Origin of the sequence: Streptomyces sp. NPDC127190, from assembly GCF_042672505.1 — a bacterium.
Taxonomy (GTDB): domain Bacteria; phylum Actinomycetota; class Actinomycetes; order Streptomycetales; family Streptomycetaceae; genus Streptomyces.
Genome location: NZ_JBHXVE010000017.1, coordinates 63,378 through 84,499, shown reverse-complemented (window position 1 = coordinate 84,499; position 21,122 = coordinate 63,378). Strand labels below are relative to the sequence as shown.

The 21,122-nt window shown below is 72.5% G+C and carries 24 protein-coding genes; 14 read left to right on the top strand and 10 right to left on the bottom strand.

The genetic code is table 11. The annotated features are described in order from the left end of the window. Positions 1-116: 116 nt before the first annotated feature. Positions 117-1,007, top strand: coding sequence for a hypothetical protein (locus tag ACFVIU_RS24915; RefSeq protein WP_385845161.1), 891 nt, complete (start codon positions 117-119; stop codon positions 1,005-1,007). Beyond that, complete coding sequence (locus ACFVIU_RS24910) at positions 1,000-1,683, top strand: PhzF family phenazine biosynthesis protein (RefSeq protein ID WP_385845160.1); 684 nt, start codon at positions 1,000-1,002, stop codon at positions 1,681-1,683. Before ACFVIU_RS24915 ends, ACFVIU_RS24910 begins: the two co-directional genes overlap by 8 nt. A 61-nt stretch (positions 1,684-1,744) precedes the next feature. Here ACFVIU_RS24910 and ACFVIU_RS24905 read toward each other — a convergent pair whose 3' ends face one another. Both ACFVIU_RS24905 and map read right to left on the bottom strand, forming a co-directional pair. Continuing rightward, positions 1,745-2,392 (bottom strand): heme oxygenase (biliverdin-producing), encoded by a 648-nt coding sequence (locus ACFVIU_RS24905; RefSeq protein ID WP_385845159.1) that lies wholly within the window; start codon positions 2,390-2,392, stop codon positions 1,745-1,747. Positions 2,393-2,526: 134 nt separating this feature from the next. After that, on the bottom strand, positions 2,527-3,384 hold the full coding sequence (gene map, locus ACFVIU_RS24900) for a type I methionyl aminopeptidase (protein ID WP_385845158.1): 858 nt from the start codon (positions 3,382-3,384) through the stop codon (positions 2,527-2,529). A 57-nt stretch (positions 3,385-3,441) separates the two neighbouring features. Here map and ACFVIU_RS24895 point away from each other — a divergent pair, with 57 nt between their 5' ends. Next, positions 3,442-3,675: a hypothetical protein gene (locus ACFVIU_RS24895; protein ID WP_385845157.1), complete on the top strand. Its 234-nt coding sequence runs from the start codon at positions 3,442-3,444 to the stop codon at positions 3,673-3,675. Between the two features lie 10 nt (positions 3,676-3,685). On the opposite strand, the gene ACFVIU_RS24890 is transcribed toward ACFVIU_RS24895, so the two are convergent. Next, positions 3,686-4,285: a hypothetical protein gene (locus ACFVIU_RS24890; protein WP_385845156.1), complete on the bottom strand. Its 600-nt coding sequence runs from the start codon at positions 4,283-4,285 to the stop codon at positions 3,686-3,688. A gap of 109 nt (positions 4,286-4,394) precedes the next feature. Between ACFVIU_RS24890 and npdG the strand changes: the two genes are divergently transcribed. Both npdG and ACFVIU_RS24880 read left to right on the top strand, forming a co-directional pair. Next, positions 4,395-5,129, top strand: a complete 735-nt coding sequence (npdG, locus tag ACFVIU_RS24885) for an NADPH-dependent F420 reductase (RefSeq protein WP_385845155.1) — start codon at positions 4,395-4,397, stop codon at positions 5,127-5,129. Positions 5,130-5,132: 3 nt separating this feature from the next. After that, complete coding sequence (locus tag ACFVIU_RS24880) at positions 5,133-5,384, top strand: hypothetical protein (RefSeq protein WP_385845154.1); 252 nt, start codon at positions 5,133-5,135, stop codon at positions 5,382-5,384. Here the strand turns inward: ACFVIU_RS24880 and ACFVIU_RS24875 are convergent. Next, positions 5,374-6,174, bottom strand: a complete 801-nt coding sequence (locus ACFVIU_RS24875; protein ID WP_385845153.1) for a site-2 protease family protein — start codon at positions 6,172-6,174, stop codon at positions 5,374-5,376. The genes ACFVIU_RS24880 and ACFVIU_RS24875 overlap by 11 nt on opposite strands. 119 nt (positions 6,175-6,293) lie before the next feature. Between ACFVIU_RS24875 and ACFVIU_RS24870 the strand changes: the two genes are divergently transcribed. Both ACFVIU_RS24870 and ACFVIU_RS24865 read left to right on the top strand, forming a co-directional pair. Beyond that, positions 6,294-6,803 (top strand): DUF6578 domain-containing protein, encoded by a 510-nt coding sequence (locus ACFVIU_RS24870; protein WP_385845152.1) that lies wholly within the window; start codon positions 6,294-6,296, stop codon positions 6,801-6,803. Between the two features lie 44 nt (positions 6,804-6,847). Further along, entirely contained in the window at positions 6,848-10,123 is a 3,276-nt protein-coding gene (locus tag ACFVIU_RS24865; RefSeq protein ID WP_385845150.1) for a BTAD domain-containing putative transcriptional regulator, read from the top strand. Positions 10,124-10,131: 8 nt separating this feature from the next. Here ACFVIU_RS24865 and ACFVIU_RS24860 read toward each other — a convergent pair whose 3' ends face one another. The 3 genes from ACFVIU_RS24860 to panB all read right to left on the bottom strand — a co-directional run bounded on the left by ACFVIU_RS24860 (position 10,132) and on the right by panB (position 13,040). After that, entirely contained in the window at positions 10,132-10,959 is an 828-nt protein-coding gene (locus ACFVIU_RS24860; RefSeq protein WP_385845149.1) for an ABC transporter permease, read from the bottom strand. Beyond that, complete coding sequence (locus ACFVIU_RS24855; protein ID WP_385845148.1) at positions 10,956-11,984, bottom strand: ATP-binding cassette domain-containing protein; 1,029 nt, start codon at positions 11,982-11,984, stop codon at positions 10,956-10,958. Before ACFVIU_RS24855 ends, ACFVIU_RS24860 begins: the two co-directional genes overlap by 4 nt. 165 nt (positions 11,985-12,149) lie before the next feature. Beyond that, positions 12,150-13,040: a 3-methyl-2-oxobutanoate hydroxymethyltransferase gene (gene panB / locus ACFVIU_RS24850; protein ID WP_385845146.1), complete on the bottom strand. Its 891-nt coding sequence runs from the start codon at positions 13,038-13,040 to the stop codon at positions 12,150-12,152. 212 nt (positions 13,041-13,252) lie between these two features. On the opposite strand from panB, the gene ACFVIU_RS24845 reads away from it, so the two are divergent. The 4 genes from ACFVIU_RS24845 (at position 13,253) to ACFVIU_RS24830 (ending at position 18,150) form a co-directional block, all read left to right on the top strand. Next, positions 13,253-14,839 (top strand): MFS transporter, encoded by a 1,587-nt coding sequence (locus tag ACFVIU_RS24845; RefSeq protein ID WP_385845145.1) that lies wholly within the window; start codon positions 13,253-13,255, stop codon positions 14,837-14,839. 109 nt (positions 14,840-14,948) lie between these two features. Next, entirely contained in the window at positions 14,949-15,578 is a 630-nt protein-coding gene (locus ACFVIU_RS24840) for a TetR/AcrR family transcriptional regulator (protein WP_385845143.1), read from the top strand. A 268-nt stretch (positions 15,579-15,846) separates the two neighbouring features. Further along, positions 15,847-16,815: an endonuclease/exonuclease/phosphatase family protein gene (locus ACFVIU_RS24835; RefSeq protein WP_385845284.1), complete on the top strand. Its 969-nt coding sequence runs from the start codon at positions 15,847-15,849 to the stop codon at positions 16,813-16,815. 117 nt (positions 16,816-16,932) lie between these two features. Further along, entirely contained in the window at positions 16,933-18,150 is a 1,218-nt protein-coding gene (locus tag ACFVIU_RS24830) for an MFS transporter (RefSeq protein ID WP_385845142.1), read from the top strand. A 29-nt stretch (positions 18,151-18,179) separates the two neighbouring features. On the opposite strand, the gene ACFVIU_RS24825 is transcribed toward ACFVIU_RS24830, so the two are convergent. Then, positions 18,180-18,467, bottom strand: a complete 288-nt coding sequence (locus tag ACFVIU_RS24825) for a hypothetical protein (protein ID WP_385845141.1) — start codon at positions 18,465-18,467, stop codon at positions 18,180-18,182. A gap of 105 nt (positions 18,468-18,572) precedes the next feature. On the opposite strand from ACFVIU_RS24825, the gene ACFVIU_RS24820 reads away from it, so the two are divergent. Next, the gene (locus tag ACFVIU_RS24820) at positions 18,573-19,262 is read left to right on the top strand and encodes a hypothetical protein (RefSeq protein WP_385845283.1); all 690 of its coding nucleotides are present in this window, start codon (positions 18,573-18,575) and stop codon (positions 19,260-19,262) included. A 6-nt stretch (positions 19,263-19,268) separates the two neighbouring features. On the opposite strand, the gene ACFVIU_RS24815 is transcribed toward ACFVIU_RS24820, so the two are convergent. Together ACFVIU_RS24815 and ACFVIU_RS24810 are read right to left on the bottom strand one after the other, a co-directional pair. After that, positions 19,269-19,628, bottom strand: a complete 360-nt coding sequence (locus ACFVIU_RS24815) for an ATP-binding protein (RefSeq protein WP_385845140.1) — start codon at positions 19,626-19,628, stop codon at positions 19,269-19,271. Then, positions 19,625-19,849: a hypothetical protein gene (locus ACFVIU_RS24810; RefSeq protein WP_385845138.1), complete on the bottom strand. Its 225-nt coding sequence runs from the start codon at positions 19,847-19,849 to the stop codon at positions 19,625-19,627. The genes ACFVIU_RS24815 and ACFVIU_RS24810 overlap by 4 nt, the downstream gene beginning before the upstream one ends. A gap of 111 nt (positions 19,850-19,960) precedes the next feature. Here ACFVIU_RS24810 and ACFVIU_RS24805 point away from each other — a divergent pair, with 111 nt between their 5' ends. Next, positions 19,961-20,824, top strand: coding sequence for a helix-turn-helix domain-containing protein (locus ACFVIU_RS24805; protein ID WP_385845137.1), 864 nt, complete (start codon positions 19,961-19,963; stop codon positions 20,822-20,824). After that, positions 20,796-21,002 carry a DUF397 domain-containing protein gene (locus ACFVIU_RS24800; protein ID WP_385845135.1) on the top strand — a complete coding sequence of 69 codons (207 nt, stop codon included), beginning with the start codon at positions 20,796-20,798 and terminating at the stop codon, positions 21,000-21,002. Before ACFVIU_RS24805 ends, ACFVIU_RS24800 begins: the two co-directional genes overlap by 29 nt. The last annotated feature ends 120 nt before the right edge of the window (positions 21,003-21,122 follow it).

The window sequence follows — 21,122 nt, the reverse complement described above, 5'->3', positions numbered from 1 at the left end:
AGGCTCCAGGCAAGTAAGGTTGGTGAGGCTTGCCTAATTTAACTGAGCCTTACCTGAGTCTTACCCAATCCTGCGGTGATTCATCTCTCACCGAGCCGTGTGGAAGGCTGGCGGGCATGCAGAACGCGCGCCGGGAGTTCCTCGGGGAGCACCGCCTGGTCCTGGACATCGGAAACCGGCCGGGCCCGCCCCCGCTGCGCTTCGAGACCGCCGACGACGGCAGACTGCTGCTCCGTCAGTCCGGGCGCCCCCTGCTGCTCGGCCGCTCGGTGGCCGGCCCGAGCTGCTGCCGCGATCTGCATCTGCACCGGCTCGACGGCTACCGCTCGCCGCTGCCGCCGCCGACCGCGGCGCTCCAGCGCTCCCCGGTCAACTGGCCGCACGCCTACGCCCGGCTGCTGGAACACGCGGACGGCACCCCGCTGGCCGACGGCCGCTGGGAACTGGCCCTGCGCACCGGCTTCCCGCCCGGCATCTGGGACGCCGACCTCGTCCGCGAGTGGCCCGGCGGCAGCATCGAGCTGTACTGCGGCGGCGGCTGGCACGGCGTGATACCGCTGCGCCCGCTGTCGCCGCCCGACTCCGGCCGGGTCAAGGCGTACCGCAAGCAGGTCCGCGAGGGAACGGCCGCGCCGGTCCTGCTGTGGTGGGTGACCTTCCTCGACGGCTGGCTGCTGCTCGACGGGCACGACCGGGCGGTGGCCGCGCTGGCCGAGGGGCGGATCCCCGAGTCCGTGGTGCTCACCCGGGTGCCCGACGCCGACAAGCAGCAGGAGGGCGCCGACGAGATCGCCCGGGCCTACGAGTACCACCTGGAGCGGCTCGCCGCCCTCCCGCCCGGCCCCGGCACCGAGCGCCAACGGGTCACCATCGAGCGGGGCTACGGCGACGCCCTCGCCGAGCTGCCGTACGCCGTGGTGCGCACCGGCATCCACCTGCTGCCCGGCGGCGCCCCCGCCTGGGACGCGCTCGCCCGGGCCGCGATGTTTCAATGCCCGCGTGACTGATTACGACGTACTCCGCGTCTTCTGCGCACCGAACGGCGGTTACGGCAACGAACTCGGCGTCGTCCGCGAGGGCTCGCTGCTGCCCGAGCGGAGCGACCGGCAGGCCCTCGCGGCCAAACTCGGGTTCAGCGAGACTGTGTTCGTGGACGACCCCGAGCGCGGCGTGATCGACATCTACACCCCCGGTGTGCGGCTGCCCTTCGCCGGTTACCCCTGCGTCGGCGCCGCCTGGCTGCTCGACGTGCCCGAACTGGTCACCCCGGCCGGGGTGGTCGGCGCCCGGCTGGACGGCGAGTTCAGCTGGATCGAGGCCCGCGCGGAGTGGGTGCCGCCGCGCACCCTGCGCCAGTACGCCACCGCCGCCGAGGTGGACGCCCTCCAGGTGCCGCCGCCGGGGGAGCGAAGCGAGATGGGGGTCCCCCCGGACGAAGTCTGGGGGAGGATCTATGCGTGGGCCTGGGAGGACGAGGCGGCCGGCCGGGTCCGCGCCCGGGGCTTCCCCGGCCGCGGCGACGGCGTCGAGGAGGACGAGGCGACGGGCGCCGCGGCCCTCCTCCTCACCGACCGGCTGGGCCGCGCCCTCAACATCACCCAGGGCAAGGGCTCCCAGCTCCTCACCGCACCCCAGCCGCACGGCTGGGTGGAGATCGGCGGCCGGGTCGTCCTCGAACGCTAGGCAACGCTCAGGCGGTCAGAACGCCAGGCGACCCTCAGGCACCCAGAACGCCAGGCGACCCTCAGGCGCTCAGCCGGAACTCCTCGCCCAGGGCCCGGAACACCTCCGTGTTCAAGGTGAACGCCCGCCTGCACTCGCCGGCGATCCGCTGCCGCTCCAGCTCGTCCGCCGGTATCGCGTCCAGGAGTTCGCGGTACGACCGCTTGAAGGCGGCCGGGCTGGACAGGCCCTCGAAGACATAGAAGCGGACGCCGTCGCCCTTCCTCGCGAAGCCCCACGTCCGCTCCGCCCGGTCCCGGATGACCTGGCCGCCGGACAGATCGCCGAGGTAGCGGGTGTAGTGGTGGGCGACATAGCCGCCGGGCCAGTGCTCGGCGCACTCCCGGATCCGGTCCGCGTACGCCCGGGTCGCGGGCAGCGCGCTCAGCCCCGCCCGCCAGCCGGGCCCCCGCAGATGCGCCAGGTCCCGCTCCAGCGCGGCCAGCCGGAACAGCTCGGGGCGTATGAAGGGGCCGGCCAGCGGGTCCCCGGCCAGGGCGGCGGCCGTACGCTCCAGCGCCTCGTACACGAACCAGAGCTGTTCGGTGTAGCGCGCGTACGCGGACACGCCGAGCCGGCCGCCGAGCAGGTCGGTCATGAACGTCGAGGTCTCCGCAGCCGCGTGCTGTTCGCGGGTCGCGGTGCGGATGAGGGTCGAGAACGGCTCCATGGGGTTCTCCTCAGCTGTCCGACCTGCTGTCGGTAATTTTACCGACGCACTGTCGGAAAAACATCGGAGCGCCGTTCACCGGTACGAAAAAGCCCGCCCCCGGAACGAGGGCGGGCAGCGGCAGGGGGCCGGTGTCACGGCAGGGTGAGGATCTCCGCGCCGGTCTCCGTCACCACCAGCGTGTGCTCGAACTGCGCGGTCCGCTTGCGGTCCTTGGTGACGACCGTCCAGCCGTCGTCCCACATGTCGTACTCGTGCGTCCCCAGCGTCAGCATCGGCTCGATGGTGAACGTCATCCCGGGCTGCATCACCGTGGTCGCGTGCGGGCTGTCGTAGTGCGGGATGATCAGCCCGGAGTGGAACGACGAGTTGATCCCGTGCCCGGTGAAGTCCCGCACCACGCCGTACCCGAACCGCTTGGCGTACGACTCGATCACCCGGCCGATGACATTGATCTGCCGACCCGGCTTGACCGCCTTGATCGCGCGGTCGAGGGCCTCGCGGGTCCGCTCCACCAGCAGCCGCGACTCCTCGTCCACCTCCCCGACCAGGTAGGTGGCGTTGTTGTCGCCGTGCACCCCGCCGATGTACGCCGTCACGTCCAGGTTGACGATGTCACCGTCGCGCAGCACCGTCGAGTCCGGGATGCCATGGCAGATGACCTCGTTGACCGAGGTGCACAGCGACTTCGGGAAGCCGCGGTAGCCGAGCGTCGACGGGTAGGCGCCGTGGTCGCACATGTACGCGTGCGCGACCTTGTCCAGCTGGTCCGTGGTGACGCCCGGCGCGATGATCTTCGCGGCCTCCTCCATCGCCTGCGCGGCGATACGGCCGGCGATCCGCATCGCCTCGATGGTCTCCGGGGTCTGCACCTCCGGACCGGTGTAGGGCGTCGGCGCGGGCTTGCCGACGTACTCGGGACGGCGGATGTTTCCGGGTACCGAACGGGTGGGAGACAGCTCCCCTGGGACGAGCAGCGACTGGCCAGACATGCAAGCGAGTCTATCCACGCACATGGGGCACCATGTCGATGGCGAAAGGAGCCGTTCATGGCGCTGTTCAAGAAGCGCACGGCCGGTAGGCCGGGCGAGTGGTACTACTGCCTGGAGCACAAGACGGTCGAGGAGGGCCCGGACTGCCCGGGCAAGGACCGCTTCGGACCGTACGCCTCCCGTCAGGAGGCCGAGGCCGCGATGGAGACCGCCCGCGAGCGCAACCTCCAGTGGGAGAACGACCCGCGCTGGCACGACACCCCGCCCGGTGACGGCTCCGAGGAGGACTGACAGGCCGACGTCACCAGGGGGCCGGCGGCGGCGCCGTCAGAGCCTCCGCCAGCCGTGCCAACCGGTCCCGCAGCCCCCGCCGGACCCTCGGAGAGACCCCGCCGTTCTCCCCGGCCGCCGCGCTGACCAGGTGCTGGACCGTGTCCAGGTCCAGCTCCGCGCCGTCCGGCACCGCCAGCGTCTCGTGGGCCATCGCCGCCAGCTCGCCCCCGCCCGCGCCCAGCGCCAGCACCCTGACCCCGGCCCGCCGGGCGTCGTGCACCCGCTCCAGCAGCGGCGCGGGCTCCTCGGGCGCCACGACCAGCAGGGTCTCGCCGCGCCGCGCCGCCTCGATACGGCCCGGGCCGACCGCCAGATGCGCGGGGTCACTGGGGCGCGCACCGTGCCGTACCAGCGTCGGCGCCAGCTCCGGCGTGCCCGACCAGGCCGCCTCGTCCACCAGATGCGCCGCCAGATGCCACGGCTCGTACGCGGGCGTGCCCACCAGCAGCAGCCCGCCCCCGTGCGCCACCACCGACTCACGCAGCACCCCGCCGAACCTCCGGGTGGCCCCCAGCCACTCGGTCCCGGCGAGCACTTCCCGCAGCAGCGCGACCCGTACGGCGTCCATGTGCCGGATCCTGCCGCAACCGCGCCCCCGCGGCGGGGCGTTCACCCCGGATTCCCCCGACCCGGGGACACCGGCGAGCGAGCCCGCCGCCCGGACGTAGAGTCGGCCCATGACCTCTACGACCTCCAGCGACAGCGCACAGACCCCCGCGAAGGCCGCCGCCAAGGCCCCCGCCAAGGACCCCTGGGACCTGCCCGACGTCTCCGGGTACGTCGTCGGCGTGCTCGGCGGTACCGGACCCCAGGGCAAGGGCCTCGCCTACCGGCTCGCCCAGGCCGGCCAGAAGGTGATCATCGGCTCCCGCGCCGCCGAGCGCGCCGCGGCCGCCGCCGGGGAACTCGGCCACGGCATCGAGGGCGCCGACAACGCCGAGACCGCGCGCCGCAGCGACATCGTGATCGTCGCCGTGCCGTGGGACGGGCACGGCGCCACCCTGGAGTCGCTGCGCGAGGAGCTGGCCGGCAAGCTCGTCGTGGACTGCGTCAACCCGCTCGGCTTCGACAAGAAGGGCGCCTACGCCCTCAAGCCCAAGGAGGGCAGCGCCGCCGAGCAGGCCGCCGCCCTGCTGCCGGACTCCCGGGTCACCGCCGCCTTCCACCACCTGTCGGCCGTCCTGCTCCAGGACCCGGAGATCGAGCGGATCGACACCGATGTGATGGTGCTGGGCGAGGAGCGGGCCGACGTCGAGATCGTCCAGGCCCTCGCCGGGCGCATCCCCGGCATGCGCGGCGTCTTCGCCGGCCGGCTGCGCAACGCCCACCAGGTCGAGTCGCTGGTCGCCAACCTGATCTCCGTCAACCGCCGCTACAAGGCACACGCCGGGCTCCGCGTCACGGACGTATGACCCATGGGGGACACTGGTCGGCGAAGAAGTACCGAGCAGTGTCCCCGACAGGAGCCGTCCGTCATGCCCCGCATCGCCCTCTACACCCTTGCCGTCTGCGTCCTCGCCGTGGCCGCGGCCGTCGTCTCCTTCGTCCAGGGCAGCTGGCTGGGGATCGTCTGGGTGCTGCTGGCGGGCCTGTCGTCCAACATGACCTGGTACTACGTGAAGCGCGCCCGCATCGCCGCCGGGCGTGACGGCTCGGTCACGGGCTGACCGTGCACGCCTCGGGGGTGCCCTTCCAGAACTGGTAGAGCGCGTGACCGCAGGCCTGCGAGAAGTCGTCCACGCCCAGCGCGCGCAGCACCGCGTCGATCGCGTCGAAGAACACGCTGTTGACCGACGGCACCCACAGCAGCGCGAACACGAACAGCAGACCGAACGGCGCGAACGGCTCCACCTGCCGCTTCACGTCGTACGACAGCCACGGCTCGAGCACGCCGTAGCCGTCCAGGCCCGGCACCGGCAGGAAGTTCAGGATCGCCGCGGTCACCTGGAGCAGCGCCAGGAACGCCAGGCCGTACCGGAAGTCCGGCGGCACGCCGTCCAGTGCGTGCAGCCAGAAGGGCGCCGTGCACACCGCCGCGAACAGCACGTTCGTCAGCGGGCCGGCCGCCGAGATCAGGCTGTGCCGCCAGCGGCCCCGGATGCGGTGGCGCTCGATGAACACCGCGCCGCCCGGCAGACCGATCCCGCCCATGATCACGAACAGCACCGGCAGCACGATGCTCAGCAGGGCGTGCGTGTACTTCAGCGGATTCAGCGTGAGATACCCCTTGGCGCCGACCGTGATGTCCCCGCTGTGCAGGGCGGTGCGCGCGTGCGCGTACTCGTGCAGGCACAGGGAGACGATCCAGGCCGCCGTCACGAACAGGAACACCGCGAGCCCCGGCTGCGCCGCGAAACCGGTCCAGGTGGCCCAGCCGGTCACCGCCGTGACGGCCAGGATCCCGACGAACACGGGGCTGACCCGGCGGTCGCCGTGCCGGGTGGTGGCGGTGGTCATGTGCGGCTCCTGCGGTGGCCGGGGACGGTCGCGGAGTGCGACCGTACCGGCCGCGCGACTCGAGGGGGAAACGTCTCGCGATCGCGGTCCGGTTCCTGGAAGCTGGGGGAATGGCGCGGATGAGGGTCTTCTACGAGGACTGGCAGATGGAGTGCTGCGGCACGCCGTTCGCGGTGGGCGACGAGGTGGCCTGGCGGCTGGTCCGCTACGACGGCCGGGCCCGCCGGCGCGGCGAGGGCCACGGCGCCGAGGCCTGGGTGGAGAACCACGGCGGCCCCGACCGGGCGACCACCGGCCGGGTCGCCGCGATCGAGCTGGTGTGCAGGGAGTACCTGGTCCACACCGACCCGCGCGTGCGGGAACTCATGGCGCGGCCCCCCGCACCCACCGGCCCGGAGCCCGCCGGACTGGTCCTCCTGCCCGCCGCCCACCGCGCGGAACCGCTGCCCGGCACCCTGACCCGGGAACCCGCCGACGCCAGTCCCGGCCGGTTCGAGGAGGAACCGCCGGCCGGGGGCGAGGGGCCGTACCGGGTCCGCCGCGTCGAGGGCCTCCTGGTCACGCTCGACGTCACCGGCTTCCGGGACCTGCCCCGGGAGGCACCCGCGGACCACGCCGACGACCTCTGACCACCCCCACCGACCCCGACCACCTCGGACCACCCCCGGAGACAGTGAACCCCGTGCGCTATCGCCTGCTCGGTACCACCCAAGCGCTGCGCCCCGACGGCACCCCCGTCACCCTGGGCGGAGCCCGCCTGCGTGCCCTGTTGAGCGTGCTCGCGCTGCGCCCCGGCCGCATCGTGCCGGTCGGCGTGCTCGTCGAGGAGGTGTGGGGCGCCGATCCGCCGGCCGACGCGAACGGCGCGCTCCAGGCGCTGGTCGGCCGCCTCCGCCGTACCCTCGGCGCCGAGGCCGTGGCCTCCGCCGACGGCGGCTACCGGCTCACCGCCACCCCCGACGACGTCGACCTCACCCGCTTCGACCGGCTGACCGGCGACGGCCTCGCCGCCCTCGCCGACGGCGACCCCGCCAAGGCCGCCGCCGTGCTGGACGACGCCCTCGGCCTGTGGCGCGGCCCGGCCCTCGCCGACCTGCCCGAGCACAGCGCCGAGGCGGCCCGCTGGGAGACCCGCCGCCTGGACGCCCTGCGCGCCCGGCACGGCGCCGCCCTGGCCCTCGGCCACGCCGAGGAGGCGCTGCCCGAGCTGACCGCCCTGTGCGACGCCCACCCGCTGGACGAGCCGCTCCAGGCCCTGCGGCTGCGCGCCCTGCGCGACGCCGGCCGCCCGGCCCAGGCGCTCGCCGGCTACGAGGACGTCCGCCGGCTGCTCGCCGACCGGCTCGGCTCCGACCCGGGCCCCGAACTGCGCGCGCTGCACGCAGAGTTGCTGGCCGGAAGCACCGCACCGGTCACGGCCCCGACAACGGCCGCGCCCGCGGCCCCGCCCGGCAACCTGCCCGCCCGGCTCACCTCCTTCGTCGGCCGGGAGGCCGACATCGCGGCCATCGGCGCCGATCTCGCCCGCGCCCGGCTGGTCACCCTGCTCGGGCCCGGCGGCGCCGGGAAGACCCGGCTGTCGCAGGAGGCCGCCGAGGCGGTACGGCACACCCTCCGGGACGGGGTGTGGCTGGCCGAGCTGGCACCCGTGGACGACCCCGAAGCCGTACCGCACGTCGTGCTCACCGCGATCGGCGCCCGCGAGACCGTGCTGCACGGCGCCGGCGCGGACGGCATGCGCGCGGTCGCCGACCGGCACGACGACCCCCTCGAACGGCTCGTGGAGTACTGCGCCCGGCGCCGGATGCTGATCATCCTCGACAACTGCGAGCATGTGATCGAGGCCGCCGCCCGCCTCGCCGAGCGCCTGCTGGCCCGCTGCCCGCACCTGACCGTCCTCGCCACCAGCCGCGAACCCCTCGCCGTACCGGGGGAGCTGGTCCGGCCGGTGGAGCCGCTGCCGGAACCGGTCGCGCTGCGGCTGCTCGCCGACCGGGGGGCGGCGGCCCGGCCCGGCTTCCGGGTCGAGGACGACCCCGAGGCGGCGGCCGAGATCTGCCGGCGCCTCGACGGACTGCCCCTCGCGATCGAGCTGGCCGCGGCCCGGCTGCGGATGCTGACACCGCGCCAGATCGCGGACCGGCTGGACGACCGCTTCCGGCTGCTCACCTCCGGCAGCCGCACCGTACTGCCCCGCCAGCAGACCCTGCGCGCCGTCGTGGACTGGTCCTGGGAGCTGCTGGACACCGCCGAACGGGACGTCCTCGCCCGGCTGTCGGTCTTCGCCGGCGGCTGCGACCTGGCCGCCGCCGAGGCGGTGTGCGGCCCGGCCGCCCTGGACGCCCTCGGCTCCCTCGTGGACAAGTCCCTCGTGGTGGCCGCCCCTTCGGCCGACGGCACGATGCGCTACCGGCTGCTGGAGACCGTCGCCGAGTACGCCACCGAACGCCTCGCCGAGGCCGGCGGCCGCGCCGATGCCGAGCGCGCCCATCTGGTGTACTACCGCGAACTCGCCCGCGCCACCGACGCGTTGACGCGCGGCCCCGGACAGCGTGCCGCGATCGACCGGTTCCAGCTGGAGTACGAGAACCTGCGCACCGCCCTGAGGCACGCGGTCGCCGCCCGCGACGAGCAGGAGGCGCTCTGCCTGGTGCTGTCCCTCCAGTGGTTCTGGTGGATGCGCGACCAGCGCATCGAGATACGCACCTGGTGCTCGGAGGTCATGGCGCTCGGCCCCGACCCGTTCACCGAGCCGGTGCGCCGGGCCCGCCCGGTGTGGCGGCGCTGCACCGACAGCCCGCCCCCGTACTCCGGCGAGATCCTCGCCGAGGCGCGGCGCGGGGTGCACCTGGCCCATCTCGCCTGCATGGACACGGAGCTGGACGTCTGGCAGACGCCCGAGGCGCGGGCCAAGATGCGGATCATCACCCAGGTCTACGAGCCGGGCCTGCCGCAGACCTGCCGCCCGCCCGCCATGCTCTGGCTCTTCGCCGAGCTGATGACCAGCGGCGCCGACCGGATGCGGACCGTCATCGACGCCAGCGTACGGACCAGCCGGGAGACCCCGGGCTTCGAGTGGGAGCTGGCCGGCGCCCTCCAGCTGCGCGCCAACCTCCTCGCCAACCGCTCCGCCTGGGCCGGTGACGCCGCCCGCGACGCCGAGGAGGCGCTGGAGATCTTCCGCCGGCTCGGCGACGAGTGGGGCACCGCCGAGGCGCTGTCCGCGCGCGGCGAGGCCCAGGAGCGCAAGGGCGCCTACCGCGAGGCCGCAGCCGACTACACGGCCGCCATGGAACACGCCGAGCGGCTCGGCGCGCACGCCCAGACCGCCATCCTCACCGCCCGCCTCGGCAACGTGCTCATGGAGCAGGGCGAGACGGAGCGCGGCGAACGGCTGCTGCGGGAGGTCATCGCCGGCCAGCAGGGAGCCACCAACGAGGCCATGCCCGCCGCCCGCCTTTTCCTCGCCTGCTGGCTCGGCCTGATCGGCCGTACACCCGAGGCGCGCGAGCAACTGCGGCTGCTGCGCGAGGAGTTCGGCATCGCGCACTTCGTCGTCTTCGACGCGCAGATCCTCACCCAGGAGGCCTGGCTGGACGCCCTGGACGGCCGTGTCGAGCAGGCCCTGTCCCGGGCCCGCGAGACGCTCCGGCTGGCCGTCGAGCCACTGGCCCGGACCGTCTCCCCGCAGCTGCCGTCCATCGTGCTCGCCGCCGCCGCGATGGCCCTCGCCGCCGACGGCGAGGGCGGCCGCGCCGCCGACGCGGCCCGCTGCCTGGGCGCCGCCGACGCCCTGCTGCCGCAGGGGCACCTCTCCTCCGGCATGGAGCGCCGGCTGTACGAGATGGCCGAGGCCCGGGTCCGGGAGGCGCTGGACGAGCAGGCGTACGACTCCGCGTACGCCGAGGGCGGTGGCCTCTCCCTCGCGGAGGCCACCGCCCTGCTCTGAGCCACGGCTCAGCTCTTCGTACGGAACTTGTGGATCGCGACCGGTGCCATGACCGCGGTGATCGCCACCGACCAGGCGACGGTCACCCACAGGTCGTGCGCCACCGGGCCGCCCACCATCAGGCCACGGGAGGCGTCGGCCAGCGTGGACAGCGGGTTGTAGTCGGTGAAGTGCCGCAGCCAGCCAGGCATGGAGGTGGTCGGCGCGAAGATCGACGAGCCGAACTGGAGCGGGAACAGCACCAGGAAGCCCATCGCCTGCACCGACTGGGCGCTCTTCAGGATCACGCCGAGGGTCAGGAACACCCACATGATCGAGGAGGCGAACAGCGCGGACAGCCCCACGGCCGCGAACAGCCCGACCCAGTGATGGATGTGGAAGCCGACCAGGACGGCGACGACCATCAGCACGGTCGTGGCGAACAGCATCCGCGCCAGCTCCACGGCGATCTTCGCGAAGAGCACGGACCCGCGCCCGATCGGCAGCGTCCGGAACCGGTCCATGACCCCGCTGTTGAAGTCCTGGCTGAACCCGGTGCCGACGCCCTGGGACAGAGACATGCTCATCATCGCGATCATGCCGGGGATGACGTACTGCACGTATCGGTCCTGTCCGCCGCCCAGCGCCAGCCCGATCGAGCCGCCGAAGACGTACACGAACAGCAGCGTGAAGACGACCGGCATCAGCAGCGCGTCGAACATCGACTCCGGGTCCTGCCGGATCCACAGCAGGTTGCGCCGGATGAGCGCCCCGGTGTGCCGCAGGTGCCCGCGCAGCGGGATCCGGGCGTCGGTCAGATGGGCCGTGGCGGGGGCGGTGGTGGTGGCGGCGCTCATACGGCGACCTCCTCGCGGGAGTCGGCGGACGCGGTGCGGTCCTCGGGGGCACCGGCGCGGTGGCCGGTGAGGGACAGGAACACCTCGTCCAGGCTGGGCAGTTCGGTGGTGACGGAGGAGAGGGTGATGCCGCGCGCGGTGACCGCGCCGATCACCGCGGTGAGCTGCTCGTCGCTGAGGATCGGCACCAGCAGGGTGCCGGTCTCGGCGTCGATCGTGGTGGTGGCGAGGCCGGTGATGCCCAGCTCGTCCAGCATCGCGGCGAGCGGGTGCAGCTCCAGCGGGTCGACCGGCCGTACCCGCAGGGTGCGTCCGCCGACGCGGGCCTTCAGCTCGTCGATGCCGCCGGCGGCGATGACCTTGCCGCGGTCCACCACCGTCAGCTCGTCGGCGAGCTGCTCGGCCTCCTCCATGTACTGGGTGGTCAGCAGCACGGTCACGCCGCTGCCGACCATCGCCTTGACCTCGTCCCACACCTCGTTGCGGGTGCGGGGGTCGAGCCCGGTCGTCGGCTCGTCCAGGTACAGCACGGCGGGCCGGCCGATCATCGACGCGGCCAGGTCCAGCCGCCGCCGCATACCGCCGGAGTAGGTGCCGGCCGGGCGCCGGGCGGCCTCGGTCAGCGAGAACCGCTCCAGCAGCTCGTCGGCGCGGGCGCGGGCCTCCTTGCGGGACAGGTCCAGCAGCCGCCCGATCATGTAGAGGTTCTCCCAGCCCGGGATCTTCTCGTCCACCGAGGCGTACTGCCCGGTCAGTCCTATCGCCCGGCGCAGCTGCCGGGGCTGCCGTACGACGTCGTACCCGGCCACGGTGGCCTGTCCGGCGTCCGGTGTGATCAGGGTGGACAGGATCCGGACGAGGGTGGTCTTCCCGGCGCCGTTCGGCCCGAGCACCCCCATCACGGTGCCTTCCCGCACATCCAGGTCCACACCGTCGAGCGCCTTGGTCTCGCCGTAGTGCTTGACCAGTCCCCGCACCGTCACTGCGCGGCTTTCGCCGACGGGGTTGTCATCGATTCGCGTCATGCCCAAGACACTGCCAGCCCCGACCGACAAACCACCGACAGTTCTCCGACAACCTGCCGACACCGCCCGACACGCGCCCGGCGCAAAAAGCCGGCAGCCCGCCGACGGGGGACGATCGGCGGGCTGCCCTGGTGTTTCCGCAGTGGCCTGGTGGGCCTGGTGGACCTAGTGGACGGAGTGCTCCTCCAGCGGGAACGTTCCGCCGACGACGTCCTCGGCGAACGCGCGCGCCGCGTCGCCCATGACCTCACGCAGGTTCGCGTACTTCTTGACGAACTTCGGGACCCGGCCGGAGGTCAGCCCCAGCATGTCCGTCCAGACCAGGACCTGCGCGTCGGTCTCCGGCCCCGCGCCGATGCCGACCGTCGGGATGTGCAGCACCCGCGTCACCTCGGCCGCCAGCTCCGCCGGCACCAGCTCCAGGACGACCGCGAAGGCGCCCGCGTCCTGGACGGACTTGGCGTCGCGCAGCAGCTGCTGGGCCGCCTCCTCGCCCCGGCCCTGCACCCGGTAGCCCATCGCGTTGACGGACTGCGGGGTCAGGCCGATGTGGGCCATGACCGGGATGCCGGACTCCACCAGCAGCCGGATCTGCTCGTGCGAGCGCTCGCCGCCCTCCAGCTTGACCGCGCCGACCCCGGCCTCCTTGACCAGCCGGGTCGCCGAGCGCAGCGCCTGCACCGGGCCCTCCTGGTAGGAGCCGAAGGGCAGGTCGCCGACGATCAGCGGGCGCTGGGTGCCGCGGACCACGGCGGCCGACAGCATGGTCATCTCGTCGAGGGTGACGGGCACGGTGCTCTCGTACCCGAGGTGGCAGTTGCCCGCCGAGTCGCCGACCAGGATCACCGGGATCCCGGCCTCGTCGAAGACGGACGCGGTCATCGCGTCGTAGGCGGTGAGCATGGGCCACTTCTCGCCGCGTTCCTTGGCGAGGGCGATGTCGCGGACGGTGATGCGGCGGGTGCTCTTCCCTCCGTACAGCGCCTTGCTGCCGTCGGAGGACTTCTGCGTGCTCTGCGTGTGCTGCGTGCTCTGGGCAGCCGAAAGCTGCGTCATGGCAACGGCTCCTTCAGTCATCTCGAGGCGCCCTGACGGCGTCCCCGGATCGTCTCCATGGTGGCACCTCGTGCCAGTCACGGCCAGGGGGACCCCCGGGTTGCGGGTGTGATCCCTTCCGCAGCGGGGACTCCACCCCTGTGCAGTAACAGCCGGGTAAAGAAATTTAGATACGAGACGGTCCCGTATCGAAATGGTCGTAGGCTCGAACCATGACAAGTCCCATCCCCGCCCCGCGAATACCGGAAGCGGTGCACCGGCGCCGCTGGGCGATCCTGGGCGTGCTGATGCTCAGCCTGCTCATCGTCGTACTCGACAACTCGATCCTGAACGTCGCCATCAAGACCATCGCCACCCCGGCGCCGACCGGTCTCGGCGCCACCCAGAGCGAGATCGAGTGGGCGATCAACGCCTACACCCTGGTCTTCGCCGGTCTGCTGTTCACCGCCGGTCTCGTCGGTGACCGCCTCGGCCGCAAGAAGGTGCTGATCGGCGGCATCGCCGTGTTCGGCATCGGATCCGCCCTGGCCGCCGAGTCCGGCTCCCCGACGCAGCTGATCGCGTTCCGCGCCCTGATGGCCGTCGGTGCCGCCTTCGTGATGCCCGCCACCCTCGCCGTGCTGATGAACGTCTTCGAGCGCGAGGAGCAGCCCAAGGCCATCGGCATCTGGGCCGGCGGTGTCGGCCTCGCCATCGCCATCGGCCCGATCACCGGCGGCGCGCTCCTGGACCACTTCTGGTGGGGCTCGGTCTTCCTGGTCAACGTGCCGATCGTGATCGTCGCGCTCGCCCTGATGCTGTGGCTGGTCCCGGACTCCCGCGACCCCAGCCCCGGCCGGCTCGACCCGGTCGGTGTGGTGCTGTCCGTCGTCGGCCTCGTGCTGCTCGTCTACGGCATCATCAAGGGCGGCGAGCTGGCCGACTTCACCGACGCCAAGGTGCTCGCGACGATCATCGGGGGCCTCGCCGTGCTCACCGGCTTCGTGATCTACGAGAAGCGCAGCGACCACCCCTCGCTGGACGTCGGCTACTTCCGGAACAAGGTCTTCTCGGCCGCGATCGGCGCCATCGCGCTGGTCTTCTTCGCGCTGATGGGCGTCACGTTCTTCGCCGTCTTCTACACCCAGAGCGTGCGCGGCTACTCCCCGCTGGAGTCCGGTGTGCTGATGCTCCCGCTGGCCGCCGCGCAGCTGGTCTTCGCGCCGCGCGCCCGGCTGGTCGTCGAGCGGTTCGGCTACCGGGTCACCACCACCGCCGGGCTGGTGCTGCTCGCCGCGATGCTCGCCGCCTTCGCCACCCTCCAGGCCGACACGCCGATCTGGGTGCTGGAGGTCATGTTCTTCCTCATGGGCACCGGCATGGCGCATGTGATGACGCCGACCTCCGTCGTCATCATGCAGGCGCTGCCGCGCGAGAAGGCGGGCTCCGCCTCCGCGCTCAGCAACACCTTCCGCCAGGTCGGCGGCGCCCTCGGCATCGCCGTCCTCGGCTCGGTGCTGTCCACGGCGTACCGCAACGGCATCGACGGCAAGCTCGGCATGCTGCCGCCCGGCCTGCGTGACGTCGCGGGCGAGTCCATCGAGGCCACCCTCGGCGTCGCCGAGAAGCTCGGCCCGCGGGGCAAGGCGCTCGTCGGTCCGGCCAACGACGCGTTCCTGCACGCCATGCACACCACCGCCCTGTGCGGCGCGGCCGTCGCGCTGCTCGGCGCCGTGGTGACGGCCCTGTTCCTGCCGGGCAGGCCGGCGGCCCCCCAGCGGGGCGAGAAGGAGGCGCAGTTGGTCGCGGCCGGGGACTGATGTCGCGGCCGGGGACCGACCCCCGGCCACCGGGCATTCCAGCGGATCTCCACGGGGGAAGGAGGCGGCTGCGGGAGAATTCCCGCAGCACAGTGGAAGGACGGACGACGTGATCCTTGCCGGCAGCCGGCCCCGCCCGGAGGGCCCCGCCCGGGGCCGCCCGCGCAGCGAGGCCGTGGAACAGGCCATCCTGGAAGGCGTGATGACGCTCCTGGAGGAGGGCGTGTCCCTGGGCGAACTCTCCATCGAGCGCATCGCCCGCACCGCCGGGGTCGGCAAGGCCACCATCTACCGGCGCTGGAGCGGCAAGGAAGAACTGCTCATCGACGTCGTGCGCGCCGCCGAGCCACCGGACCCGGAGCTGCCCGGCAGCTCCATGCGCGACGACCTCGTGGTCCTGATGGAGAACCTGCGCCAGCGTGGACTGGCCAGCCGCTCCTCGGCCCTGCTGCACAACGTGCACGCCCAGATGAAGACCAACCCCCGGCTGTGGGCCGCCTACCACGAGAACGTCATAGTGCCCCGGCGCAACCTCGTCCTCGACGTGCTGCGCCGCGGGCAGCGGGACGGCGAACTCCGGCCCGACGTGGACGTGGAACTGGCCAACGACCTGTTCATCGGGCCGATCCTGATCCGCTCCGTGCTGCGCCCCGACGCCCAGCTGCCAAAGGGGCTGGCGGAGGAGATCGTCGACGCCGTGCTGGCCGGTCTACGGCCCGTCAGCTCGACAGTGTCGTAGCGCTCGTGTACGCGTTTCGTCACAGACCAGGGCGTGTACGGCGGTAATCGGAACCTCTCCCGCCGCCCGGTTCGTCCTCGACTTCCGTACGGCCGTCACGGGACGGCGGGAACAGCACCGAACATCCCCTAGGGTCGGAAGAGCACGGGGGCGAACGGTGTGCACGGCAGGCAGTGAGGCAGACGGTATGGCGCAGCAGGCGTACATGACGGAGACGGCGGGCGGCGGTTCGGGGCCCGAGCGACCTGGAGACCGGTTCCGCCGCCTGATGCACCGTCTGTTCGCCGGCTGGCGGAACGATCCTGGCGTGTGGCGCCGGGGCATTCTGCTCGCCCTGTGCGCGCTGCTGCTCGCCCTGGTGATGCTGCTGCACGCGCACATCCCGAACCGGGTGGGCAACCTCGGCAGTCTGACCGAGACGTTTCTGCCGTGGCTGGGGCTGGCCGTCCCGGTGCTGCTGCTGTGCGGTCTGCTGCGCAGGTCGGCGACCGCGCTCGTCGCGGTACTGCTGCCGGCGATCGTCTGGCTGAACCTGTTCGGCGGGCTGCTCACCGACAAGACCGGCGGCGGCGGCGACCTGATGGTGGCCACCCACAACGTCAACGCCGACAATCCCGACCCGACCGCGACGGCCCGCTCGGTGGCCGCGTCCGGCGCCGACATCCTGGCCCTGGAGGAGATCCCCGGCTCCGCCGTACCCGTCTACGAGAGGGCGCTGGCGGCGACCTACCCGCACCACGCGGTCGTCGGCACGGTCGGGCTGTGGAGCAAGTACCCGATGAGCGACGTCCAGGCAGTGGACATCAAGCTCGGCTGGAAGCGGGCGATGCGGGCCACCGTGGCGACCCCGAAGGGCCCGGTCGCGGTGTACGTCGCCCACATGCCCTCGGTGCGGGTGAAGGTGAAGGCCGGCTTCACCGCCCGCCAGCGGGACACCAGCGCCGACGCGCTCGGCGAGGCCATCGCCGACGAGCCGCTGAAGCGGGTGGTGCTGCTCGGCGACCTCAACGGCACCATGAACGACCGCTCGCTCAACGCGGTCACCTCGCAGCTGCGCTCCACCCAGGGCGCGGCGGGCAGCGGCTTCGGGTTCAGCTGGCCGGCGTCGTTCCCGATGGCGCGGATCGACCAGATCATGGTCCGGGGTGTCGAGCCGGAAAGCTCCTGGACGCTGCCCCGCACCGGCAGCGACCACCTCCCGGTGGCGGCCCGAGTGAAGCTGGACACACCCTCGTAACCCGCTGGAATACCGGGCCTGAGAGACTTTGTTCAGCGGTTGAACTTAAACGCGCGAACCCACCGCGCGAACCCACCGCTCGCACTCCGCTCTCTCCCCGAAAGGCACAGGCTCTTCATGCCCCTGGCCCTGCTGGCCCTGGCCGTCGGCGCATTCGGCATCGGCACGACCGAGTTCGCCATGATGGGCATCCTGCCCGACGTGGCGGACGACCTGCACATCTCCATCCCCACCGCCGGGCACCTGGTCTCGGCGTACGCGCTGGGTGTCGTCATCGGCGCCCCGCTGCTGGCCGCGCTCACCGCCCGCATGTCCCGCCGCACGGTGCTGATCGCCCTGATGGCGCTGTTCGTCGTGGGCAACGCGCTGTCGGCGCTCGCCCCGGGCAACGACACGCTGCTGGCCGCCCGCTTCCTCAGCGGGCTGCCGCACGGCGCCTTCTTCGGCGTCGGCGCGGTCGTCGCCACGTCGCTGGTGGAGCCGGAGCGCAAGGCCCGCTCGGTCTCCCTGATGTTCCTCGGCCTGACCGTCGCCAACATCGCGGGCGTGCCGGTGGCGACGCTGGTGGGCCAGCACCTGGGCTGGCGGGCGACCTTCCTCGGGGTGAGCATGATCGGCCTGGCGGCGATCGCCTCGCTCGCCCTCCTGATCCCGCACGGCACGGGGCACGCCACCGCGAGCGGCGGCCTGCGCGGCGAACTGGCCGCCCTGAGGTCCCTGCCGGTGTGGCTGGCCCTCGGTACGACGGTCGCGGGCTTCGGCGCGCTCTTCGCGGCCTACAGCTACGTCACCCCGATGCTGACCGGCGCCGCGGGCTACGCCGAGACCTCCGTCACCCTCCTGCTGGCCCTCTTCGGCGTCGGCGCCACGATCGGCAACCTGGCCGGCGGCCGCCTCGCCGACCACTCCCTGCGCGGCACCCTGTTCGGCGGCCTGGCCGCCCTGGGCGTCGTCCTGCTGCTGTTCCCGCTGCTGATGCGGGCGGAGTGGAGCGCCGCCCTCGCGGTGACCCTGCTCGGCACGGCGGCCTTCGTCACCGGCTCCCCGCTCCAGCTGATGGTCATGGAGAAGGCCGCCGCGGCCCCCTCCCTCGCCTCCTCCGCCAACCAGGCCGCCTTCAACCTCGCCAACGCGGGCGGCGCCTGGATCGGCGGCCTGGCGCTGGCCGCGGGCTTCGGTACGACGTCCCCGGCGACGGCCGGAGCGGGGCTCGCGGTGCTGGGCCTGGCGGTGGCGGGCGTGGCCTACGCGGTGGACCGGCGCCGGGCGACCCCGTCGGCGGGCCGGGTGGTCGCGGGCCGGGTGCCGCAGGAGTCGCAGGCGCTGCACGGCTGAAGGCGGGCCGGGGAGCCTGAGCCCGAGCCTCAGCCGAGACCGCGATGGGCGGCCCACAACGCCCCGGCGCGTTCGGCGGCGCCGGCGACCAGGGCCGCCAGTTCGGGCCGGTCGGGCACCGGGAACGAGACATAGGCGCCCCGCCCGCCGGCGACCGGCCGCCCATAGGCCTTCGCGGCGAGGCGGCCGTCCGGCAGCAGCCGGACGTTGAGCGTGGTCAGCATGAACTCCTCGCCGCGTCGCGTGTCCGTCCAGCGCAGCTCCTGCGGGATCGTGACGTTGATCGCCAGAGCACTCACTTCCGGGTCGTCGCTCATGGGCAGATGCTCTCACCCGGGGGGCGGGGGCGGCGCCGGAAAAGCGTTCGACCTGCGGCCCGGCACACGTCATGATCCGTAATTGTGACGACGTCAACGCAGAGCATGGTCCTGGCCGCCGCCCGCAACAACGCCGAGTGGTGCGCGGCGATGAGCCGCTCGCACGGCCTGGCGGGCGAGTTCGGCCCGCAGGCGTGGACCGCCCCGGCCCGCACGCCGCTGTACTACCCCGACGCGGTGACGCTCGTACCGGGCGCCGACCCGGCCGCGCTGGCGGCCCGGATCGACACCACCGCGCCGGGCGCCTCCGTCAAGGACAGCTTCGCCGACCTCGACCTGAGCGGGGCGGGCTTCGACGTCCTGTTCGAGGCACAGTGGATCCACCGCCCGGCAGGCGCACCCGCCGCCGCCCCGGACCTCACCTGGACCGTGGCGGACGACCCGGACACCCTCCGCGCCTGGGCGCTGGCCTGGGACGACGGCGACGGCGACGCGGACCTCTTCCGCCCCGAACTGCTCGACGACCCGGCCACCTTCGTGCTCGCGGGCCGCTCCTCGGACGGCCGGGTGGCCGCCGGAGCGGTGGCGAGCCGCAGCGACCGGGTGGTCGGCATCTCCAACGTCTTCGCGGTGGAGGGCGGCCCCGACGCGGCCTGGCCGGGCGTCCTGGAGACGGCGCACCGGCTCTTCCCGGACCTGCCGTTGGTCGGCTACGAACACGGCGAGAACCTGACGGCCGCCCTGCGCCACGGCTTCGAACCCGTCGGCCCGCTGCGGGTCTGGCTGCACGGATAGCGCGGATCACCTCAACTCGCACCACACCGTCTTCCGGTCCGGCCCCTGTTCCACCCCCCACCGCTCGGCGAGCGCGTCGACCAGTGCCAGCCCGCGCCCGTCCTCCGCGCCCTCCCCGGCGGACGGGACGAGGACCGGCAGGGCGCGCGGATCGGGGTCGCTCACCTCGATACGGGTACGGCCGTGTCCCGCCGCACCGATGACCCGTACGGTCACCGGGGTGCCCTCGCCGACATGCCGAATGACGTTCGTGACCAGCTCCGTGGCGCACAGCCGGACGTCGTAATCGTGTGCGCGGAGCTGGTGCCGCAGCTCCGGCGCGGCCTTCGGCGTGGCCAGGAACCGGAGTTCGAGCGCCGTCCTCACCGGCCCGCCGTCTTCCTGAGCGCGGCCGCCAGCGCGCGGGCGGTCGCCGTGTTGCAGTTCCCGAGCGTGACGAGTCCGGCCGGCGGCGTGTACGTACCCGCGAAGCTCGCCAGATCGACCGTGAGCGACGGGAGTGTGATGCCGTGCAGGGAGAGGGCGGAGCGGAGGTCCTCCACGCAGAGGGTGACGTCGTAGGCGGTGGGGGAGTGGGGGTCGGACATGGGGGCAACCTTCTGTGCGGTCTGTGACGAACGCCTCACAGAGTGTCGCCCGACTCGCTACCGTGAAAGAGGTTTCGCGTTCGCGACCGGGGCAGCGGAGGAGGGCGAGCGGTGGCTCGGGGCAAGGACATCGACGGCTCGATGAGCGTTCCGACCTTCTACGGCAAGGAGTTGCGGTGGAAGCGGGAGGCGGCGGGCCTGTCCCTGGAAGCGTTCCTGGAGGGCAGCTTCTACGGCAAGACGTACCTCAGCGACATCGAGCGCGGGGAGCGGAGGATGCCGCTGGATCTGGCGCGGCATGCGGACCGGGTCCTGGAGACGGACGGGTTCTTCGAGCGGCGGTGTGAGGACGTAAGGAAGGCGCGGAGGGCTGGGCACCCCGCCTACTTCGAGAAGGTCCTGGAGGCGGAGAAGCACGCCACGACCATCGAGGAGTGGAGTCCCATGCTCATGCCGGGGCTGCTTCAAACTCCGGTCTACGCGCGGGCGGTCATCCTGGCGGGCCTCCCCCTGTCGGACGACGCCGACGTGGAGAAGAAGGTCAGCGCCCGGATGAAGCGCGCCGAGCTCTTCGAGGCGGACCACCACACCCCTGAGTACTGGGTGATCCTGCACGAGTCGCTGATCACCGAACCGCTTCTGGAAACCGCGGACATGACCGTCCAGCTCGACCGCATCGCGGAGCTTGCGGACCGGCGCCGGATCACTCCGCAGATCATCCCGCGGACGCAGAAGGCGTATCCCTTGATGGCCGCCTCCATCATGACGATGACGTTTCCGGACGCCCCGCCGTTGGTGTACATGGAGGCGTCCTACAGCGGAGTCACCGTCGATGATCCGGCCCTCGTGGAGCGGTATCGCAAGGCATACGATCGGCTCAGGGCCGTCGCGCTGTCACCAGACACGTCCCTCGCCATGATCAAGGCAACGGCAGAGGATTACCGAAATGGCAAGCAACCGGATCGACTTGAGTGAAGCTCTCTGGCTCAAGAGCAGCTACAGCAACGAAGACGGCGGCAACTGCGTCGAAGTAGCCCCCAACATCCCCGACCTCGTCCCCGTCCGCGACTCAAAAATCCCCGGCGGCCCCACCCTCCTCCTCCCCTCCGCCGCCTGGACCCCCTTCATCACCGCACTGAAGACGTCGGCGTAACGCAAAGAAGGGGCGTGGGGGGGGGGGGGCCCCCCCCCCCCCCCCCCCCGGGGGGGCGGGGGGGGGTAGTTGTGGGTGGGGGGGGCGGTGGCGGGTGGCGGGCGGGGCCCCCCCCGGACC

Coding starts and splice junctions, on each gene's coding strand:
- ACFVIU_RS24915 (WP_385845161.1), top strand. CDS start 117: ATGCAGAACGCGCGCCGGGAGTTCCTCGGGGAGCACCGCCTGGTCCTG.
- ACFVIU_RS24905 (WP_385845159.1), bottom strand. CDS start 2,392: ATGGAGCCGTTCTCGACCCTCATCCGCACCGCGACCCGCGAACAGCAC.
- map (WP_385845158.1), bottom strand. CDS start 3,384: ATGTCTGGCCAGTCGCTGCTCGTCCCAGGGGAGCTGTCTCCCACCCGT.
- ACFVIU_RS24895 (WP_385845157.1), top strand. CDS start 3,442: ATGGCGCTGTTCAAGAAGCGCACGGCCGGTAGGCCGGGCGAGTGGTAC.
- ACFVIU_RS24890 (WP_385845156.1), bottom strand. CDS start 4,285: ATGGACGCCGTACGGGTCGCGCTGCTGCGGGAAGTGCTCGCCGGGACC.
- npdG (WP_385845155.1), top strand. CDS start 4,395: ATGACCTCTACGACCTCCAGCGACAGCGCACAGACCCCCGCGAAGGCC.
- ACFVIU_RS24880 (WP_385845154.1), top strand. CDS start 5,133: ATGGGGGACACTGGTCGGCGAAGAAGTACCGAGCAGTGTCCCCGACAG.
- ACFVIU_RS24875 (WP_385845153.1), bottom strand. CDS start 6,174: ATGACCACCGCCACCACCCGGCACGGCGACCGCCGGGTCAGCCCCGTG.
- ACFVIU_RS24870 (WP_385845152.1), top strand. CDS start 6,294: ATGAGGGTCTTCTACGAGGACTGGCAGATGGAGTGCTGCGGCACGCCG.
- ACFVIU_RS24860 (WP_385845149.1), bottom strand. CDS start 10,959: ATGAGCGCCGCCACCACCACCGCCCCCGCCACGGCCCATCTGACCGAC.
- ACFVIU_RS24855 (WP_385845148.1), bottom strand. CDS start 11,984: ATGACGCGAATCGATGACAACCCCGTCGGCGAAAGCCGCGCAGTGACG.
- panB (WP_385845146.1), bottom strand. CDS start 13,040: ATGACGCAGCTTTCGGCTGCCCAGAGCACGCAGCACACGCAGAGCACG.
- ACFVIU_RS24845 (WP_385845145.1), top strand. CDS start 13,253: ATGACAAGTCCCATCCCCGCCCCGCGAATACCGGAAGCGGTGCACCGG.
- ACFVIU_RS24835 (WP_385845284.1), top strand. CDS start 15,847: ATGCACCGTCTGTTCGCCGGCTGGCGGAACGATCCTGGCGTGTGGCGC.
- ACFVIU_RS24830 (WP_385845142.1), top strand. CDS start 16,933: ATGCCCCTGGCCCTGCTGGCCCTGGCCGTCGGCGCATTCGGCATCGGC.
- ACFVIU_RS24825 (WP_385845141.1), bottom strand. CDS start 18,467: ATGAGCGACGACCCGGAAGTGAGTGCTCTGGCGATCAACGTCACGATC.
- ACFVIU_RS24820 (WP_385845283.1), top strand. CDS start 18,573: ATGGTCCTGGCCGCCGCCCGCAACAACGCCGAGTGGTGCGCGGCGATG.
- ACFVIU_RS24810 (WP_385845138.1), bottom strand. CDS start 19,849: ATGTCCGACCCCCACTCCCCCACCGCCTACGACGTCACCCTCTGCGTG.
- ACFVIU_RS24800 (WP_385845135.1), top strand. CDS start 20,796: ATGGCAAGCAACCGGATCGACTTGAGTGAAGCTCTCTGGCTCAAGAGC.